At 64.0% G+C, this 18,589-nt stretch carries 16 protein-coding genes; 15 read left to right on the plus strand and 1 reads right to left on the minus strand.

What is annotated here, in order from left to right; all coding sequences use genetic code 11:
* Nucleotides 1-23: 23 nt before the first annotated feature.
* From rpmJ to katG, 7 genes are all read left to right on the plus strand, one after another.
* A complete protein-coding gene (rpmJ, locus tag TQ98_RS02310) occupies nucleotides 24-140 on the plus strand; it encodes a 50S ribosomal protein L36 (protein WP_003093693.1) in 117 nt (38 codons plus the stop codon).
* A 132-nt stretch (nucleotides 141-272) separates the two neighbouring features.
* Nucleotides 273-629, plus strand: coding sequence for a 30S ribosomal protein S13 (gene rpsM, locus TQ98_RS02315; protein ID WP_028629276.1), 357 nt, complete (start codon nucleotides 273-275; stop codon nucleotides 627-629).
* 30 nt (nucleotides 630-659) lie between these two features.
* A complete protein-coding gene (gene rpsK, locus TQ98_RS02320; RefSeq protein WP_003093689.1) occupies nucleotides 660-1,049 on the plus strand; it encodes a 30S ribosomal protein S11 in 390 nt (129 codons plus the stop codon).
* A 16-nt stretch (nucleotides 1,050-1,065) separates the two neighbouring features.
* Nucleotides 1,066-1,686: a 30S ribosomal protein S4 gene (rpsD, locus tag TQ98_RS02325; protein WP_044872682.1), complete on the plus strand. Its 621-nt coding sequence runs from the start codon at nucleotides 1,066-1,068 to the stop codon at nucleotides 1,684-1,686.
* Nucleotides 1,687-1,708: 22 nt separating this feature from the next.
* Entirely contained in the window at nucleotides 1,709-2,710 is a 1,002-nt protein-coding gene (gene rpoA, locus TQ98_RS02330) for a DNA-directed RNA polymerase subunit alpha (protein WP_028629274.1), read from the plus strand.
* 44 nt (nucleotides 2,711-2,754) lie between these two features.
* Nucleotides 2,755-3,144 (plus strand): 50S ribosomal protein L17, encoded by a 390-nt coding sequence (gene rplQ, locus TQ98_RS02335; protein WP_004419938.1) that lies wholly within the window; start codon nucleotides 2,755-2,757, stop codon nucleotides 3,142-3,144.
* Nucleotides 3,145-3,454: 310 nt separating this feature from the next.
* Entirely contained in the window at nucleotides 3,455-5,605 is a 2,151-nt protein-coding gene (gene katG / locus TQ98_RS02340; RefSeq protein ID WP_103102853.1) for a catalase/peroxidase HPI, read from the plus strand.
* Between the two features lie 47 nt (nucleotides 5,606-5,652).
* On the opposite strand, the gene uvrA is transcribed toward katG, so the two are convergent.
* Nucleotides 5,653-8,487 carry an excinuclease ABC subunit UvrA gene (gene uvrA, locus TQ98_RS02345; RefSeq protein WP_044872679.1) on the minus strand — a complete coding sequence of 945 codons (2,835 nt, stop codon included), beginning with the start codon at nucleotides 8,485-8,487 and terminating at the stop codon, nucleotides 5,653-5,655.
* Nucleotides 8,488-8,669: 182 nt separating this feature from the next.
* On the opposite strand from uvrA, the gene TQ98_RS02350 reads away from it, so the two are divergent.
* From TQ98_RS02350 to gudD, 8 genes are all read left to right on the plus strand, one after another.
* On the plus strand, nucleotides 8,670-10,064 hold the full coding sequence (locus TQ98_RS02350; RefSeq protein ID WP_044872678.1) for an MFS transporter: 1,395 nt from the start codon (nucleotides 8,670-8,672) through the stop codon (nucleotides 10,062-10,064).
* Between the two features lie 9 nt (nucleotides 10,065-10,073).
* On the plus strand, nucleotides 10,074-10,559 hold the full coding sequence (locus TQ98_RS02355) for a single-stranded DNA-binding protein (protein WP_044872677.1): 486 nt from the start codon (nucleotides 10,074-10,076) through the stop codon (nucleotides 10,557-10,559).
* 153 nt (nucleotides 10,560-10,712) lie between these two features.
* Entirely contained in the window at nucleotides 10,713-11,462 is a 750-nt protein-coding gene (locus tag TQ98_RS02360) for a FadR/GntR family transcriptional regulator (RefSeq protein ID WP_044872692.1), read from the plus strand.
* A gap of 485 nt (nucleotides 11,463-11,947) precedes the next feature.
* Nucleotides 11,948-12,859: a 5-dehydro-4-deoxyglucarate dehydratase gene (kdgD, locus tag TQ98_RS02365; RefSeq protein WP_044872676.1), complete on the plus strand. Its 912-nt coding sequence runs from the start codon at nucleotides 11,948-11,950 to the stop codon at nucleotides 12,857-12,859.
* A gap of 6 nt (nucleotides 12,860-12,865) precedes the next feature.
* Nucleotides 12,866-14,323: an aldehyde dehydrogenase family protein gene (locus TQ98_RS02370; protein ID WP_103102854.1), complete on the plus strand. Its 1,458-nt coding sequence runs from the start codon at nucleotides 12,866-12,868 to the stop codon at nucleotides 14,321-14,323.
* An 88-nt stretch (nucleotides 14,324-14,411) separates the two neighbouring features.
* Nucleotides 14,412-15,683, plus strand: a complete 1,272-nt coding sequence (locus TQ98_RS02375; protein ID WP_044872674.1) for a glucarate dehydratase family protein — start codon at nucleotides 14,412-14,414, stop codon at nucleotides 15,681-15,683.
* A gap of 14 nt (nucleotides 15,684-15,697) precedes the next feature.
* Nucleotides 15,698-17,149 carry an MFS transporter gene (locus TQ98_RS02380; protein ID WP_277949302.1) on the plus strand — a complete coding sequence of 484 codons (1,452 nt, stop codon included), beginning with the start codon at nucleotides 15,698-15,700 and terminating at the stop codon, nucleotides 17,147-17,149.
* 18 nt (nucleotides 17,150-17,167) lie between these two features.
* Nucleotides 17,168-18,514 (plus strand): glucarate dehydratase, encoded by a 1,347-nt coding sequence (gene gudD / locus TQ98_RS02385; RefSeq protein WP_044872672.1) that lies wholly within the window; start codon nucleotides 17,168-17,170, stop codon nucleotides 18,512-18,514.
* Nucleotides 18,515-18,589 lie beyond the last annotated feature (75 nt).

Here is an 18,589-nt window from a genome sequence, read left to right on the forward strand (position 1 = left end):
CCGTAAGGTTCTAGGAGTTACTGATGAAAGTTCGTGCATCGGTGAAAAAGCTGTGCCGCAACTGCAAGATCATCCGTCGCGACGGTATCGTTCGCGTGATCTGCAGCGCGGAGCCGCGTCACAAGCAGCGCCAAGGCTGAGTGTGATTCACGCGTTATGAGCCCGGCAGCTAGTGCGCTGCCGGGTTGATTATTCGTTTTTACAGCGCTAATATCTCGCGCCCTTTTCTTGGCTTCCGGGGCGTAGGTAGCTGTCAACTGGAGTTTCACTGAATGGCCCGTATTGCAGGCGTCAACATTCCAGATAACAAGCACACTGTTATCTCGCTGACCTACATCTACGGTGTTGGTCGCACCACTGCGCAGAACATCTGCGCTGTCACCGGCGTAAATCCGGCGGCAAAGATCAAGGATCTCTCTGACGAGCAGATCGAACAGCTGCGTGGCGAAGTCGCGAAGCTCACCACCGAAGGTGACCTGCGTCGCGAAATCAACATGAACATCAAGCGTCTGATGGACCTGGGCTGCTACCGCGGTCTGCGTCATCGTCGTGGTCTGCCGGTTCATGGCCAGCGCACCAAGACCAACGCGCGTACCCGTAAGGGCCCGCGTAAGCCGATCCGCAAGTAATTGCGCCCGCGAATCGACAGGAATTAAGTCATGGCTAAGCCTGCTGCTCGTCCTCGTAAGAAAGTCAAAAAGACAGTGGTGGATGGGATCGCCCATATCCACGCTTCTTTCAACAACACCATCGTTACCATCACTGATCGTCAGGGCAATGCTCTGTCCTGGGCGACCTCCGGTGGTTCCGGTTTCCGCGGCTCCCGTAAGAGCACCCCGTTCGCTGCCCAGGTTGCAGCTGAGCGTGCCGGTCAGGCTGCTCTGGAATACGGCCTGAAGAACCTCGACGTGAACGTCAAGGGCCCGGGCCCGGGTCGCGAATCCGCTGTGCGTGCTCTGAACGCCTGCGGCTACAAGATCGCCAGCATCACCGACGTGACGCCTATCCCGCACAACGGGTGCCGTCCGCCGAAGAAGCGTCGCGTGTAAAAGGAGACAGTGAGAAATGGCTCGTTACATTGGTCCCAAGTGCAAACTGTCCCGTCGTGAAGGTACCGACCTCTTCCTGAAGAGTGGTGCTCGCGCGCTCGAATCCAAGTGCAACATCGAATCCGCTCCTGGCCAGCACGGTGCCCGTCGTGGCCGTCTGTCCGACTACGGCACCCAGCTGCGTGAAAAGCAGAAAGTGCGCCGTATCTACGGTGTCCTGGAGCGTCAGTTCGGCAACTACTACAAAGAAGCTGCTTCCCGCAAAGGCGCTACCGGTGAAAACCTGCTGCAACTCCTCGAGTGCCGCCTGGACAACGTCGTGTACCGCATGGGCTTCGGCGCTACTCGTTCCGAGTCCCGTCAGCTGGTTTCCCACAAGGCCATCAGCGTGAACGGTCAGACCGTGAACGTTCCGTCCTACCAGGTCAAAGCTGGTGACGTGGTTGCCGTTCGCGAGAAGTCGAAGAACCAACTGCGTATCGCCCAAGCCCTCGAACTGTGCGGTCAGCGTGGCCGTGTGGAGTGGGTTGAGGTTGACGCAGAGAAGAAGTCCGGCGTGTTCAAGAGCGTGCCGGCTCGCAGCGATCTGTCCGCCGACATCAACGAAAACCTGATTGTCGAGCTCTACTCCAAGTAAGGGCTAGAAAATAGGTGCATCCATGCAGAGTTCGGTAAATGAGTTCCTGACCCCCCGCCACATTGATGTGCAGGTGGTCAGTCCGACCCGCGCCAAGATCACGCTCGAGCCTCTCGAGCGTGGTTTCGGCCATACCCTGGGCAACGCGCTGCGTCGCATCCTGTTGTCCTCCATGCCTGGCTGTGCAGTAGTCGAGGCCGAAATCGATGGCGTACTCCACGAGTACAGCGCCATCGAGGGTGTTCAGGAAGATGTCATCGAGATCCTCCTGAACCTCAAAGGCTTGGCCATCAAGCTGCACGGCCGTGACGAAGTAACGCTGAACCTTTCCAAGAAAGGCTCGGGCGTGGTCACTGCTGCCGATATTCAGCTGGATCATGATGTCGAAATCGTCAACGGCGACCACGTGATCGCCAACCTGGCGGATAACGGCGTTCTGAACATGAAGCTCAAGGTGTCTCGCGGTCGTGGCTATGAGCCTGCCGACGCGCGCCAGAGCGACGAAGACGAGAGCCGCAGCATTGGTCGTCTGCAGCTCGACGCCTCGTTCAGCCCGGTCCGCCGTGTTGCCTACGTGGTTGAAAACGCCCGTGTGGAGCAGCGCACCAACCTGGACAAGCTGGTCATCGATCTGGAAACCAACGGCACCCTGGACCCTGAAGAGGCCATCCGTCGTGCCGCTACCATCCTGCAACACCAGCTGGCTGCGTTCGTCGACCTCAAGGGCGACAGCGAGCCGGTAGTGGTTGAGCAGGAAGACGAGATCGATCCGATCCTGCTGCGTCCGGTTGATGACCTCGAGCTGACCGTACGTTCGGCCAACTGCCTGAAGGCGGAGAACATCTACTACATCGGCGACCTGATTCAGCGTACCGAAGTAGAGCTGTTGAAGACTCCGAACCTGGGCAAGAAGTCCCTGACCGAGATCAAGGACGTCCTGGCCTCCCGTGGTCTGTCCCTCGGCATGCGCCTCGACAACTGGCCGCCGGCAAGTCTCAAGAAGGACGACAAGGCGACTGCCTGATCGTCGTAATCACCGAACGTCGTAGTTTGGTAAGGAATTGAACCATGCGTCATCGTAAAAGTGGCCGTCACCTGAGCCGCACCAGCGCACACCGCAAGGCCATGTTCCAGAACATGGCAGTGTCGCTGTTCGAGCACGAACTGATCAAAACCACCCTGCCCAAGGCCAAAGAACTGCGTCGCGTTGCCGAGCCGCTGATCACCCTGGCCAAGGAAGACAGCGTCGCCAACCGTCGTCTGGCTTTCGACCGTACCCGTTCGAAAGCTGCCGTAGGCAAGCTGTTCAACGACCTGGGCAAGCGCTACGCCAACCGTCAGGGCGGCTACCTGCGCATCCTGAAGTGCGGTTTCCGCGCTGGCGACAACGCTCCCATGGCTTACGTCGAGCTGGTTGACCGTCCGGTCGCTGGTGAAGTCGAAGCTGCTGCCGAGTAAGTCGGTCGTTGCATGAAAAACCGGGCCTAGTGCCCGGTTTTTTATTTTCTGTTGCTCCGGTTCCTTTCTCTCCTCCCCCCATCGCTAAAGCAGTGACTTCTCGGTTTTGCTGCGTTCTCCTGCTGTTCTGCCATTCTTCCGTGTTGGGGGCCGCTATTCCGCTAGCTCATCCTGCGGCACTCGCTAAGAGAAAAAAGCTATTGGTTCGTTGTGCTCCATAAATTGGTACCTCGATTGAAGGAGGTCTAGTCTTCTTCTGAATCGTCAGCCACAACAGAAAGGCTGACCCGTTGAGGAGAAGGAGGGAGCAATGACGAATCAAGGCAAATGCCCGTTCAATCATGTCGCTGGTGGCGGCACTACCAATCAGGACTGGTGGCCCAACCAGCTTCGCGTGGATCTGCTCAATCAGCATTCGGACAAGTCCAATCCGCTCGGCGAGCAGTTCAATTACGCCGCAGAATTCAAGAAACTCGACTACAAGGCCCTGAAGGCCGATCTGGTCAAGCTCATGACCGACTCCCAGGACTGGTGGCCGGCCGACTTCGGCCACTACGGTCCGCAGATGATCCGCATGGCCTGGCACGCCGCCGGCACTTACCGCACCACTGACGGTCGCGGCGGTGCCGGTCGTGGCCAGCAGCGCTTCGCGCCGCTCAACTCCTGGCCGGACAACGTCAACATCGACAAGACTCGCCGCCTGCTCTGGCCAATCAAGCAGAAGTACGGCCAGAAGATCTCCTGGGCTGACCTGTTGATCCTCGCCGGTAACGTGGCGCTGGAGTCCATGGGCTTCCGTACCTTCGGCTTCGGTGCCGGTCGCGAAGACGTGTGGGAACCGGATCTGGACGTGAACTGGGGCGCTGAAATCGCCTGGCTGGGCGTGGATCCGGATCGCGTCACCGGTGACCGCGAGCTGTCGGCGCCGTTCGGTGCCACCCATATGGGCCTGATCTATGTGAACCCCGAAGGTCCGAATGCCAGCGGCGACTACATGCTCGCGGCGAAGGACATCCGCTCTACGTTCGGCCGCATGGCCATGGATGACGAGGAAACCGTCGCCCTGATCGCCGGTGGACACACCTTTGGCAAGGCTCACGGCGCCGCTGCGGAATCGCACAAGGGCCCGGAACCGGAGGGCGCGCCAATAGAAGCCCAGGGGCTGGGCTGGATCAGCAGCTTCGGCAGCGGTCACGGCAAGGACACCATCTCCAGCGGGATCGAGGTCACCTGGACCAAGACTCCGGCGTTGTGGAGCAATAACTTCTTCGAGAATCTGTTCAAGTACGAGTGGGAGCTGACGCAGTCGCCAGCCGGTGCCAAGCAGTGGGTCGCCAAGGACGCGCCGGAGATCATTCCGGACGCTCACGTCCCGGGCAAGTTCCACAAGCCCACCATGCTGACGACCGACCTGACCCTGCGTTTCGACCCCGCGTTCGGCAAGATCTCCAAACGCTTCCTGGACGACCCGCAGGCCTTCGCCGACGCTTTCGCCCGCGCCTGGTTCAAGCTGACCCACCGCGACATGGGACCGAAAGCGCGCTACCTCGGTCCGGAAGTGCCGAAGGAAGACCTGATCTGGCAAGACCCGCTGCCGGCCGCCACCCATAACCCCAGTGCTGCCGACATCGCTGATCTCAAGGCCAGGATTGCTGCATCCGGGCTGTCGGTCGGTGATCTGGTCTCGGTGGCCTGGGCCTCGGCCTCGACCTTCCGTGGTGGCGATAAGCGTGGTGGCGCCAACGGCGCTCGTCTGGCCCTGGCACCGCAGAAGGACTGGGCGGTCAACCAGCGCGCTATCAAGGCACTGCCCAAGCTGGTAGAGATCCAGAAGGCGTCCGGCAAGGCCTCGCTGGCCGACGTGATCGTGCTGGCCGGCAACGTGGGCGTGGAGCAGGCTGCCAAGGCTGCCGGCGTGAGCGTGGATGTGCCCTTCGCGGCCGGGCGGGTCGACGCCAGCCAGGATCACACCGACGTTGACTCCTTTGCCGTGCTCGAACCTATCGCCGATGGCTTCCGCAACTACCGCAACGGCAAGATCGGTGTCCCGACCGAGTCCATGTTGGTGGACAAGGCGCAGCTACTGACCCTGAGCGCACCGGAGCTGACCGCCTTGGTAGGCGGCCTGCGCGTTCTGGGCGCCAACCATGACGGCAGCCAGCATGGTGTATTCACCAACCAGGTTGGCGTGCTCAGCAACGACTTCTTCGTCAACCTGCTGGACATGGGGATTGCGTGGGCGCCGGCCGGTGCCGATGCCGAGGTCTTTGAAGGACGGGATCGCAAGAGCGGTCAGGTGAAGTTCACCGGTACCCGTAATGACCTGATCTTCGGCTCCAACTCGGTGCTGCGCGCCTATGCAGAGCTCTACGCCAGTACCGATGCCAAGGAGAAGTTCGTCAAGGACTTCGTCGCGGCCTGGACCAAGGTGATGAACCTGGATCGTTTCGATCTGGCCTGATTCACCGGCAGTTAGAAAAAGCCCCGCATTCGCGGGGCTTTTTCGTGTCAGGCGCGATCTCGCTCCAGCAGGTGCTTGAGGAAGCGTCCGGTGTGGGACTGCGCCATCTCCGCCACTTCCTCCGGCGTGCCGGTGGCGATGATCTGGCCGCCCTTGGAGCCGCCTTCGGGGCCCAGGTCCACCAGCCAGTCAGCGGTCTTGATGACGTCGAGGTTGTGCTCGATGACCACCACCGTGTTGCCGTGATCGCGCAGGCGGTGCAGCACGTCCAGCAGTTGCTGGATATCCGCGAAGTGCAAACCGGTGGTCGGTTCGTCGAGGATGTACAGCGTCTTGCCGGTATCGCGCTTGGACAACTCGCGGGACAGCTTCACCCGCTGCGCCTCGCCGCCCGACAGGGTGGTGGCCGATTGGCCCAGGCGGATGTAGGACAGGCCGACGTCGATCAGGGTTTGCAGCTTGCGCGCGATGGCCGGGACCGCGTCGAAGAATTCGCGGGCCTCTTCGATGGTCATCTCCAGCACCTCGTGGATGCTCTTGCCCTTGTAGCGGATCTCCAGGGTTTCGCGGTTGTAGCGCTTGCCCTTGCAGACGTCGCAGGGGACGTAGATGTCCGGCAGGAAGTGCATCTCCACCTTGATCACGCCGTCGCCCTGACAGGCCTCGCAACGGCCCCCCTTCACGTTGAAGGAGAAACGCCCCGGCCCATAGCCACGGGAACGGGACTCCGGCACCCCGGCGAACAGCTCGCGGATCGGCGTGAACAACCCGGTATAGGTTGCCGGGTTGGAACGCGGGGTGCGACCGATGGGGCTCTGGTCGATGTCGACCACCTTGTCCAGGTGCTGCAGGCCATCGAAGCTGTCGTGAGGCGCCGCTTCGAGGCTGGTGGCGCCGTTCAGCGCAGTGGCGGTGATGGGGAACAGGGTGTTGTTGATCAGGGTGGACTTGCCCGAGCCGGACACGCCCGTCACGCAGGTCAGCAGGCCCACCGGGATCTCCAGGTTCACCTGCTGCAGGTTGTTGCCGCAGGCGCCCTTGAGCTTGAGGGCCTTCTTCTTGTCCCGTGGGGTGCGGTTGGGCGGCACCTCGATTTTTACCCGCCCGGAGAGATACTTGCCGGTGAGGGAATTGGGGTGCGCCATGACTTCGTCCGGGGTGCCCTCGGCGACGATCTGGCCGCCGTGCACACCGGCGCCCGGGCCGATGTCCACCACGTAGTCGGCCAGGCGGATCGCGTCCTCGTCATGCTCGACCACGATCACCGTGTTGCCCAGGTTGCGCAGGTGGGTGAGGGTGGCCAACAGGCGCTCGTTGTCCCGCTGGTGCAGGCCGATGGAGGGCTCGTCGAGGATGTACATCACCCCCACCAGGCCGGCGCCGATCTGGCTCGCCAGGCGGATGCGCTGGGCTTCGCCGCCGGAAAGGGTGTCGGCGCTGCGGTCCAGGGTCAGGTAGTCGAGGCCGACGTTGACCAGGAACTGCAGGCGCTCGCGGATCTCCTTGAGGATTTTCTCGGCGATCTCGCCGCGCCGTCCGGTCAGGCTCAGGACGCCGAAATAATCAGCCGCATCGCCTACCGGCAGGCCGGTAACCGCCGGCAGGGTCTTGTCGCCCACCCAGACGTGGCGGGCCTCACGACGCAGGCGGGTGCCACGGCAGTCCGGGCAGGGCTGGGTGCTGAGGAACTTGGCCAGCTCCTCGCGCACGGTGGCCGACTCGGTCTCGCGGTAGCGGCGCTCCAGGTTGGGGATGATCCCCTCGAAGGGGTGCGAGCGCTTGACGATATCGCCACGGTCGTTGAGGTAGCGGAAGTCCACATCCTCGCGACCGCTGCCAAAGAGGATCACCTTCTGGTGCTCGGCGGAGAGCTCGTCGAACGGCTTCTCCAGGCTGAAGCCGTAATGTGCGGCCAGCGAGCCGAGCATCTGGAAGTAATAGACGTTGCGCCGGTCCCAGCCGCGAATGGCGCCCTCGGCCAGGGTCAGTTCGCCGTTGACCAGGCGCTTGGCGTCGAAAAACTGTTTAACCCCCAGTCCATCGCAGGTGGGGCAGGCGCCGGCCGGGTTGTTGAAGGAGAACAGCTTGGGCTCCAGCTCGCTGATGGAGTGGCCGCAATGGGGGCAGGCGAAGCGCGCGGAGAAGATGATCTCGTCACCCGGCTCGTCATCCATGGGTGCCACCAGGGCGATGCCGTCAGCCATGTTGATGGCCGTCTCGAAGGACTCCGCCAGGCGCTGCTGCAGGTCCTCGCGCACCTTGAAGCGGTCGACCACCACGTCGATGGAGTGCTTCTTCTGCTTGTCCAGCTTGGGCAGTTCATCCAGCTCGTAAATCCTGCCGTCCACTCGTGCGCGGACGAAGCCCTGGGCGCGCAGCTCCTCGAACACCGCCAGGTGCTCGCCCTTGCGCTCACGTACCACGGGGGCCAGCAGCATCAGCTTGCGGCCTTCGGGCAGGGCCAGCACCTGGTCCACCATCTGGCTGACGGTCTGGGCTTCCAGCGGTACATCATGGTCCGGGCAGCGCGGCGTACCGACGCGGGCGTAGAGCAGGCGCAGGTAGTCGTAGATTTCGGTGATGGTGCCCACGGTGGAACGCGGGTTGTGGGACGTGGACTTCTGCTCGATGGAAATGGCCGGCGACAGGCCTTCGATGGTGTCCACATCGGGCTTTTCCATCATCGAGAGGAACTGCCGGGCGTAGGCCGACAGAGACTCCACGTAGCGGCGCTGGCCCTCTGCGTAGAGGGTATCGAAGGCCAGGGACGACTTGCCGGAACCGGACAGTCCGGTGATCACGATGAGCTTGTCGCGGGGCAGGGTGAGGTCGACGTTCTTCAGGTTATGGGTGCGTGCCCCACGGATCAGGATCTTGTCCACAACGGCCTCACTTGGCGGGCGGAAACCCGCGATTATACGGCCCGCCACAGGCGCGCGGCAAAGCGTCACGACTGTCACGGAGCAAGCGCGGACTGCTAGAATGCGCGGCATTTTTCAGGCACCGGCGACGGCCGGGCAGGGACGCCTGGCGCAGTCCCGGAACGTTCTTCCTCGAGGCACCTATGCACGATTCCCACTCAGAACGCATGAGCGGCAGCGAAACGCGCGCGGCCAGCGGCTTGGCCCTGGTCTTTGCCTTCCGCATGCTTGGCATGTTCATGGTCCTGCCGGTTCTGGCCACCTACGGCCAGGACCTCGCCGGCGCCACCCCGGCCCTGATCGGCCTGGCCATCGGTGCCTACGGCCTGACCCAGGCCGTGCTGCAGATTCCCTTTGGCGTCATTTCCGACCGCATCGGCCGTCTGCCGGTGATCTACATCGGCCTGCTGATCTTCGCTGCCGGCGCTGCCCTGGCGGCCAATGCCGACTCCATCTGGGGCGTGATCGCCGGTCGCGTGCTGCAGGGGGCCGGAGCCATCTCCGCGGCCGTGATGGCGCTGCTTTCCGACCTTACCCGCGAGCAGCACCGGACCAAGGCCATGGCCATGATCGGCATGAGCATCGGCGTGTCCTTCGCCGTGGCCATGGTGGTCGGCCCGCTGCTGACCCGCGCCTTCGGCCTTTCCGGGCTGTTCTGGGCGACCTCCATCATGGCGTTGGTGGGCATCGTCATCATCGCCACCATGGTTCCCCGCGCTGCCCACCCGCTGCAGCACCGCGAATCCGGCGTGGCGCGCCAGGCGCTGCTGCCGACCTTGAGACACCCGGACCTGCTGCGTCTGGACTTCGGCATCCTCGCCCTGCACGCGATCCTCATGGCCAGCTTCGTCGCCCTGCCGCTGGCGCTGGTGGAGAAAGCCGGCCTGCCCAAGGAAGAGCACTGGTGGGTTTACCTCACCGCGCTGCTGGTGGGCTTCTTCGGCATGGTTCCGTTCATCATCTATGGCGAGAAGAAGCGCCAGATGAAACGCGTGCTGGTGGGCGCAGTGGCCGTCCTCTGCGCCTGCGAGCTGTTCTTCTGGCAATTCGGCGACAGCCTGCGCGCCCTGGTATTCGGCGCCATCGTTTTCTTTACCGCGTTCAACCTGCTGGAAGCCTCGCTGCCGTCGCTGATCAGCAAGGTCGCCCCGGCCGGTGGCAAGGGCACGGCGATGGGCGTCTATTCCACCAGCCAGTTCCTCGGTGCAGCCCTCGGCGGCATCCTCGGCGGCTGGCTGTTCCAGCATGGCGGGCTGTCCGTGGTTTTCATCGGATGTGCGGTCATCTGTGCGATTTGGCTGCTTATTGCTGTTACTATGCGTGAACCTCCATACGTGACCAGCCTGCGCTTGCCGCTCAGTGCAGCGGCGGTAGCCGATACCGGGCTGGTGGCGCGTTTGCTGGCAATGCCCGGAGTGGCAGATGCCGTCTTGGTGGCCGAAGAGGCGGCCATCTATATCAAAGTGGATACCGAACTATTGGACCGCACGTCCCTGGAGCGCATGGTCGATCCGGCGCCCGAACGTGCTGAAGCCTAGGAGAACGTCATGGCCCGTGGGGTTAACAAAGTCATTCTGGTTGGCAACGTCGGTGGTGATCCGGAAACCCGCTACCTGCCCAACGGCAACGCGGTGACCAACGTCACCCTGGCCACCAGTGAAAGCTGGAAGGACAAGCAGACCGGTCAGCAGCAGGAGCGCACCGAATGGCACCGCGTGGTGTTCTTCGGCCGCCTCGCCGAAATCGCCGGCGAGTACCTGCGCAAGGGCTCGCAAGTCTACGTCGAAGGTTCCCTGCGCACCCGCGAGTGGGAAAAGGACGGCGTGAAGCGCTACACCACCGAGATCGTGGTCGACATCAACGGCCAGATGCAGCTGCTCGGCGGCCGTCCTGGCAGCGAAGGCGATGCCCCGCGCGCCCCGCGTCCGCAGCGTGAGCCGCAGCAGTCCGCCCCGCAGCAGCGTCCGGCTCCGCAGCCCGCCGCCCAGCCGGCTCCGGACTACGACAGCTTCGACGACGACATCCCGTTCTGAGTCGAGTCGCGCAAGCGGACACACGAAAGGCGCAGCCACCCAGCTGCGCCTTTTTTGTTTCTGGTGCCGACCGCCAGGCGTGGAGATGAGTGTCGTCGTACAACCTGCTGGGCTATGATTGACCGTCAGTTTTCACCGGAATCGACCTTCGCGATGGACAATCCAAGCATCCAGCAACGCCCACGCCGCAAGCACCGCAGCCTGGCGCAGGAGCTGGTGAACGAGCTCTCCCAGCAGATCCAGAATGGCGAGATCAAGCGCGGCGAAAAGCTGCCCACCGAATCGGCCATCATGGAAGCCCAGGGCGTCAGCCGCACCGTCGTGCGCGAGGCCATTTCGCGGCTGCAGGCGGCCGGGCTGGTGGAGACCCGACACGGCATCGGCACCTTTGTGCTGGATACCCCGAGCCCCATGGGCTTTCGCATCGATCCGGCGACCATCGTCACCCTGCGCGACGTGATGGCCATCCTCGAGCTGCGCATCAGCCTGGAAGTGGAGTCCGCCGGGCTCGCGGCCCAGCGTCGCAGTCCGGAGCAACTGGTGGCCATGCGCGAGGCGCTGGACACCTTCCTCAGCGCCGCCCACGGCACCGACGCGGTGGCCTCGGACTTCCAGTTCCACCTGCAGATCGCCCTGGCCACCGGCAATCGCTACTTCACGGACATCATGACCCACCTGGGGACCAGCATCATTCCGCGCACCCGGCTCAACTCGGCGCGTATCGCCCATGACGATCGGGAGCACTACCTCGCTCGCCTGAGCCGTGAGCACGAGGACATCTACGAAGCCATCGCCCGCCAGGACAGCGAGGCGGCCCGCGCGGCCATGCGCCTGCACCTGACCAACAGTCGCGAACGCTTGCGCCAGGCCCACGAAGAGGCGGAGCGAGCCCGGCAGGGCTGAGGCATTCCGCACAGAGCAAGGGCCGCATCGAGCGGCCCTTTTTATTGGGACGTGGACATGAGCAACGCCCGCTGCCTGCTGCGCGCTGGGTGGGGCTGGGGGGTAGGGCGAGTGCCGAGGGGGAGGGCGAATCTTTTTTGTGTCTGGGAGTTGTCCTACAAGATTTGCTGTTATATGTTGTCGTACAACTGATTCGGATTGTCGCAAGCATGGCAGGTGTCGAAGGGCCGAAAGGCCTGGCCACAGGATTGCCGTTTGCACAGTTGTCGATTCATCCAACACCCGGCGAAATAAAGGCTGAACGCCCAGTTTTAGAGCGTTTTCATGGCCGTTGAAACGGGTGGGGCGTTCCACGCCGCCATAGCGGGCGATGAGCGAACGGAGGGATGAACGGCGGTTGGCAGTCTTTTAAGTTGTACGATAACGTATCTCTCAAGCCGGATCGTCCCGGCCTTACTCAAACCGCTTCGCAGGGTGCTCGAATAATGAATCCACAAGAACTCAAGTCCATCCTCTCCTCCGGGCTGCTGTCCTTTCCCGTCACTGACTTCGACGTTGCCGGCAACTTCAACGCCAAGAGCTACGCCCGTCGTCTGGAATGGTTGGCTCCCTACGGTGCTTCGGCGCTCTTCGCCGCAGGCGGTACCGGTGAATTCTTCTCCCTGGCGCCGGACGAGTACTCCTCCATCATCAAGACCGCTGTCGACACCTGTGCTGGCAGCGTACCGATCCTCGCCGGCGTAGGCGGCCCGACCCGCCAGGCCATCCAGTACGCCCAGGAAGCCGAGCGCCTCGGTGCCAAAGGCCTGCTGCTGCTGCCGCACTACCTCACCGAAGCCAGCCAGGAAGGCGTGGCCGATCACGTCGAGCAGGTCTGCAAATCGGTGAACATCGGCGTGGTGGTCTACAACCGCAACGTCTGCCGCCTGACCCCGGCGCTGCTGGAGCGACTGGCCGGGCGCTGCCCGAACCTGATCGGCTACAAGGACGGCCTGGGCGACATCGAGCTGATGGTCTCCATCCGCCGCCGCCTCGGTGACCGCTTCAGCTACCTGGGTGGCTTGCCCACCGCCGAGGTATACGCCGCCGCCTACAAGGCCCTGGGCGTGCCGGTCTACTCCTCCGCCGTCTTCAACTTCATCCCGAAGACCGCGATGGACTTCTACAACGCCGTCGCTGCCGACGACCACGCCACCGTGGGCAAACTGATCGACAGCTTCTTCCTGCCCTATCTGGAAATCCGCAACCGCCGTGCCGGTTACGCCGTCAGCATCGTGAAAGCCGGCGCGCGTATCGTCGGCCACGACGCCGGCCCGGTTCGCGCTCCGCTGACCGACCTGCTGCCGGGTGAGTACGAGCAACTCGCCGCGCTGATCGACGCCCAGGGCGCGCAGTGATCTGCAATCAGGAGAAGGCTCGTGACTGAGAAACGCTTCGACAACTACATCGGCGGGGCGTGGGTGGCCGGCAGCGGCTACTCGCGCAACCTCAACCCCTCCGATCTCAGCGACTGCCTGGGCGAGTACGCCCAGGCCGACGCCGCCCAGGTGGCCCAGGCCATCGAGGCGGCCCGTGCGGCCTTCCCGGCCTGGTCGGTGTCCGGCATCCAGGCCCGCGCCGACGCTCTGGACAAGGTCGGCAGCGAGATCCTCGCCCGTCGTGAAGAACTGGGCACGCTGCTGGCGAGGGAAGAGGGCAAGACCCTGCCCGAAGCCATTGGCGAGGTGAGCCGCGCCGGCAACATCTTCAAGTACTTCGCCGGTGAATGCCTGCGCCTGGCCGGTGAAGTCCTGCCCTCGGTACGTCCTGGCGTCTCGGTGGAAGTCACCCGCGAACCCCTGGGTGTGATCGGCCTGATCACCCCCTGGAACTTCCCCATCGCCATCCCGGCCTGGAAGATCGCCCCGGCTTTGGCCTACGGCAACTGCGTGGTGTTCAAGCCCGCCGACCTGGTGCCGGGCAGCGCCTGGGCCCTGGCCGAGATCATCTCCCGCGCCGGCTTCCCCGCCGGGGTGTTCAATCTGGTGATGGGCAGTGGACGCGTGGTCGGCGAGGCGATGGTCAATGACAACCGAGTCGACGGCATCAGCTTCACCGGCTCCGTCGGTGTTGGCCGCAGCATCGCCGCGACCTGCGTTGCCCGTGGCGCCAAGGTGCAGCTGGAGATGGGCGGCAAGAACCCGCAGGTGATCCTCGACGACGCGGACCTCAAGACCGCCGTCGAACTCGCCGTGCAGAGCGCCTTCTACTCCACCGGCCAGCGCTGCACCGCCAGCAGCCGTCTGATCGTCACCGCCGGCATCCACGACCGCTTCATCGAGGCCATGGCCGAGCGCATGTGCGCCGTCCGTGTCGGTCATGCCTTGCACAGCGGCATCGACATCGGCCCGGTGGTGTCCCAGGCCCAACTGGAGCAGGATCTGCGCTACATCGATATCGGCCGCGACGAAGGCGCGCGCCTGGTGGCCGGTGGCGAGCGGGTGCGCTGCGACACCGACGGCTACTTCCTCGCCCCGGCGCTGTTCGCTGACAGCGAGGCGGGGATGCGCATCAGCCGCGAGGAAATCTTCGGCCCGGTGGCCAACGTCATCCGCGTCGCCAACTACGAAGAAGCGCTGGCGCTGGCCAATGACACCGAATTCGGCCTGTCCGCCGGTATCGCCACCACCTCGCTCACGTACGCCAACCACTTCAAGCGCCACGTCCAGGCCGGGATGGTCATGGTCAACCTGCCCACGGCGGGCGTGGATTACCACGTCCCGTTCGGTGGCCGCAAAGGCTCGTCCTACGGCCCGCGCGAGCAGGGACGCTACGCCCAGGAGTTCTACACCACGGTGAAGACAACCTACGTCGGAGGCTGATCCACCAGACACCCGCGGGGGCCAGGCAAGCCCCCCGTACCCCATCAGGGACTACCGGTAAAACAACAAGCACAGGTAGGAGTTGGTCGTGAAGATCAAACGAGTCAGAGTCACCCCCATCGCGTTCCGCGATGCGCCGCTGCTCAACGCCAGCGGCATCCATGAGCCCTTCGCGCTGCGCTCGATCATCGAGGTGGAAAGCGACAGCGGCTTCATCGGTCTCGGCGAGAGCTACGGCGACGAACCGGTACTGGCGGTACTGCAGGCCATGCAGGACAGTCTCGTCGGCCTCGACCCCTTCGACCTCAACGGCCTGCGCGCCCGCGTCATCAAGACGGTTGCCGCACTCGGCCCGGCAGAAGCCGGTGCGGAACTGGCACCGGGTTCCCATCCGAGCAAGCAGGTGGCCAACGCCTATTCCGCCTTCGAGGTGGCCTTCCTCGACCTCCAGGCCCGCTCCCTGGGCATGCCCCTGGTGGACCTGCTGGGCGGTGCCGTGCGCACCGAAGTCCCCTTCAGCGCCTACCTGTTCTTCAAGTACGCCAAGCACATCGACGCGCCCTACGCGCCTGACTCCTGGGGCGAAGCCCTGTCCGAGGAACAGATCGTCGCCCAGGCCGCGCGCATGATCGAGGCCCATGGCTTCCAGAGCATCAAGCTGAAGGCCGGCGCCCTGGAACCGGAGCACGAAGTCGCCTGCATCAAGGCGCTGAAGAAGGCCTTCCCCAACCATCCGCTGCGCATCGACCCCAACGGCAACTGGTCCCTGGACACCGCCTTGCGCATGGCCGAACTGCTGGGCGGCGACCTGGAGTATTACGAGGACCCCACCCCCGGCCTAGATGGCATGGCCGAACTGCACCGCCGCACCGGCACGCCCCTGGCCACCAACATGGTGGTGACCGACTTTGAGGAATTCCGCCGCAGCGTGGCGCTGAACAGCGTGCAGATCGTCCTCGCCGATCACCACTACTGGGGCGGCCTGCGTGATACCCAGGCGCTGGCGCGGATGTGCGACACCTTCGACCTCGGCCTGTCGATGCATTCCAACTCGCACCTGGGCATCAGCCTGATGGCCATGGCCCACGTGGCCGCCTCGGTGCCGAACCTGACCTACGCCTGCGACACCCACTACCCGTGGCAGGAGGAGGACGAGGAAGTCATCAAGGGCGGCAAGCTGCCGATCCGCAATGGCTGCGTCAGCATCACCCGCGCACCGGGCCTGGGCGTGGAACTGGACCAGGATCAACTGGCCAAACTTCATGAACAGTACCTGTCCATCGACATCCGAAGTCGCGACGACGCGCGGCAGATGCGCAAATACGACCCGGCCTGGAAGATCAGCAAACCGAGGTTCTGAACCCCATCCGCTGCCTGCGGAATGACACGCAATCCTCGCGCGGCAACCCGCGCGAGCTCTTCGACAAGAACAATTCAGAGAGAAGAACCATGGGCGAAGTACTGAAAAGAACCCGTGTGCGTTACCTGATCCTGCTCATGCTGTTCCTGGTGACCACGATCAACTACGCCGACCGCGCCACCATTTCCATCGCCGGCTCCGCCATCCAGAAGGAGCTCGGCGTCGACGCCGTCATGCTCGGCTACATCTTCTCCGCCTTCGGTTGGGCCTACGTGCTCGGCCAGATCCCGGGCGGCTGGCTGCTGGACCGCTTCGGCTCCAAGCGCGTCTACGCCTTCAGCATCTTCAGCTGGTCGGTCTTCACCCTGCTGCAGGGCTTCGTCGACGCGGTGCCAGTCGCCTGGTCGGTGGTGACCCTGTTCATGCTGCGCTTCCTGGTGGGCTTCGCCGAGGCGCCGTCTTTCCCGGGCAACGCACGCATCGTCGCCGCCTGGTTCCCCACCGCCGAGCGCGGCACCGCGTCCGCCATCTTCAACTCCGCCCAGTACTTCGCCACGGTGATCTTCGCCCCGCTGATGGGCTGGATCGTCCACAGCCTGGGCTGGGAGCACGTGTTCATCGTCATGGGCACCATCGGCATCCTGTTCTCCGGAGTCTGGCTGAAGTTCATCTACAACCCCAAGGAACACCCGCTGATCAACCAGGCCGAGATCGACCATCTCGCCAGCAACGGTGCCCTGGTGGACATGGACCAGAACCGTCGCCTGCCGGGCAACGGACCGAAGTGGGAGCACATCAGGCAACTGGTCAGCAACCGCATGATGGCGGGTATCTACCTCGGCCAGTTCTGCATCAACGCGCTCACGTATTTCTTCCTCACCTGGTTCCCGGTGTACCTGGTGCAGGAGCGCGGCATGACCATCCTCAAGGCGGGCATCATCGCCTCCCTGCCGGCCATCTGCGGCTTCATCGGCGGCGTGCTGGGCGGGGTGATTTCCGACTGGCTGCTGCGCCGTGGCCACTCCCTCAGCGTGGCGCGCAAGACCCCGATCGTCGGCGGCATGCTGCTGTCCATGACCATGATCCTGTGCAACTACGTGGACGCCGACTGGATGGTGGTGGGCTTCATGGCCCTGGCCTTCTTCGGCAAGGGCATCGGCGCCCTCGGCTGGGCGGTGATGTCGGATACCGCGCCCAAGCAGATCGCCGGCCTGGCCGGAGGCATCTTCAACACCTGCGGCAACCTGTCGTCCATCACCACCCCGATCGTCATCGGCTACATCATCGCCGCCACCGGTTCCTTCAAGTGGGCCCTGGTGTTCGTCGGCATCAACGCCTTCCTCGCCGCCTTCAGCTACCTGTTCATCGTCGGCGAGATCAAGCGTGTGGAACTCAAGGGCACAAAGCTTGAAATCGGTGGCCCGGCGGCTACTTCCGAAGCCCCCACCGCCAGCCCGGTCCGTTAACCCGAGAAGGACAGCAAGATGATCCAGCACCCACTGCCCAGCAGCACCCCGCGCATCACCGAGCTCACCGTCGTGCCGGTGGCCGGTCAGGACAGCATGCTGCTCAACCTCAGCGGCGCCCACGGCCCGTACTTCACCCGCAACGTGGTGATCCTGAAAGACAACGCCGGCCACGTCGGCGTGGGCGAAGTGCCCGGCGGCGAAGCCATCCGCCAGACCCTGGAAGACGCCCGCAGCCTGCTGGTCGGCCAGTCCATCGGCCACTACCAGCACCTGCTCAACCAGGTGCGCCGGGCGTTCGCGGATCGCGATGCCGGCGGCCGTGGCCTGCAGACCTTCGACCTGCGCATCGCCATCCATGCCGTTACCGCCCTGGAAGCGGCCCTGCTCGACCTGCTCGGCCAGCACCTGGAGGTGCCGGTGGCGGCCCTGCTCGGCGAAGGCCAGCAGCGCGACGAAGTGGAGATGCTCGGTTACCTGTTCTACGTCGGCGACCGCAACAAGACCGACCTGGGCTACCGCAGCGAGGCGGATGCCGACGACGCCTGGTTCCGCCTGCGCGACGAAGAGGCGCTGACGCCGGAGACGGTGGTGCGCCTGGCTGAGGCCGCCCACGCCCGCTACGGTTTCAACGACTTCAAGCTCAAGGGCGGCGTGCTCCGCGGTGAAGAGGAAATCGAAGCGGTGACCGCCCTGGCCGAACGCTTCCCCGAGGCGCGCATCACCCTCGACCCCAACGGCGCCTGGTCCCTCAAGGAGGCCATCGCCCTGTGCCGCGACCAGCACCACGTGCTGGCCTACGCCGAGGACCCCTGTGGCGCCGAGAACGGCTACTCCGGACGCGAGGTGATGGCCGAGTTCCGCCGCGCCACCGGCCTGCCCACCGCCACCAACATGATCGCCACCGACTGGCGCCAGATGGGCCACGCCATCTCCCTGCAATCGGTGGACATCCCCCTGGCCGACCCGCACTTCTGGACCCTGCAGGGCTCGGTGCGGGTGGCGCAGATGTGCAACGACTGGGGCCTGACCTGGGGCTCGCACTCCAACAACCACTTCGACATCTCGTTGGCCATGTTCACCCACGTCGCCGCGGCGGCGCCGGGCAAGATCACCGCCATCGACACCCACTGGATCTGGCAGGACGGCCAGCGCCTGACCAAGGAGCCGCTGCGCATCGTCGGTGGTAAGGTCGCGGTCCCACAAAAGCCGGGCCTCGGTGTCGAACTGGACATGGACGAACTGGCCCGCGCCCACGCGCTGTACAAGGCCAAGGGCCTGGGCGCCCGCGACGATGCGGTGGCCATGCAGTACCTGGTGCCGAACTGGACCTTCAACAACAAGCGCCCTTGCCTGGTGCGCTGAAATACCAGCCGCATCACAAACCCGTTTGGTGGGCTTCAGCCCACCGTCGATGCCAGAACCCAGAACAACACCGGA

Origin of the sequence: Pseudomonas sp. LFM046, assembly GCF_000949385.2 — a bacterium.
Classification (GTDB): Bacteria; Pseudomonadota; Gammaproteobacteria; order Pseudomonadales; family Pseudomonadaceae; genus Metapseudomonas.

Bases quoted from the DNA above. Each gene is read 5' to 3' on its own strand.
- gudD (WP_044872672.1), top strand. From the start codon at position 17,168: ATGATCCAGCACCCACTGCCCAGCAGCACCCCGCGCATCACCGAGCTC.
- rpsM (WP_028629276.1), top strand. From the start codon at position 273: ATGGCCCGTATTGCAGGCGTCAACATTCCAGATAACAAGCACACTGTT.
- rplQ (WP_004419938.1), top strand. From the start codon at position 2,755: ATGCGTCATCGTAAAAGTGGCCGTCACCTGAGCCGCACCAGCGCACAC.
- rpoA (WP_028629274.1), top strand. From the start codon at position 1,709: ATGCAGAGTTCGGTAAATGAGTTCCTGACCCCCCGCCACATTGATGTG.
- TQ98_RS02350 (WP_044872678.1), top strand. From the start codon at position 8,670: ATGCACGATTCCCACTCAGAACGCATGAGCGGCAGCGAAACGCGCGCG.
- rpmJ (WP_003093693.1), top strand. From the start codon at position 24: ATGAAAGTTCGTGCATCGGTGAAAAAGCTGTGCCGCAACTGCAAGATC.
- TQ98_RS02355 (WP_044872677.1), top strand. From the start codon at position 10,074: ATGGCCCGTGGGGTTAACAAAGTCATTCTGGTTGGCAACGTCGGTGGT.
- kdgD (WP_044872676.1), top strand. From the start codon at position 11,948: ATGAATCCACAAGAACTCAAGTCCATCCTCTCCTCCGGGCTGCTGTCC.
- TQ98_RS02360 (WP_044872692.1), top strand. From the start codon at position 10,713: ATGGACAATCCAAGCATCCAGCAACGCCCACGCCGCAAGCACCGCAGC.
- rpsK (WP_003093689.1), top strand. From the start codon at position 660: ATGGCTAAGCCTGCTGCTCGTCCTCGTAAGAAAGTCAAAAAGACAGTG.
- rpsD (WP_044872682.1), top strand. From the start codon at position 1,066: ATGGCTCGTTACATTGGTCCCAAGTGCAAACTGTCCCGTCGTGAAGGT.
- katG (WP_103102853.1), top strand. From the start codon at position 3,455: ATGACGAATCAAGGCAAATGCCCGTTCAATCATGTCGCTGGTGGCGGC.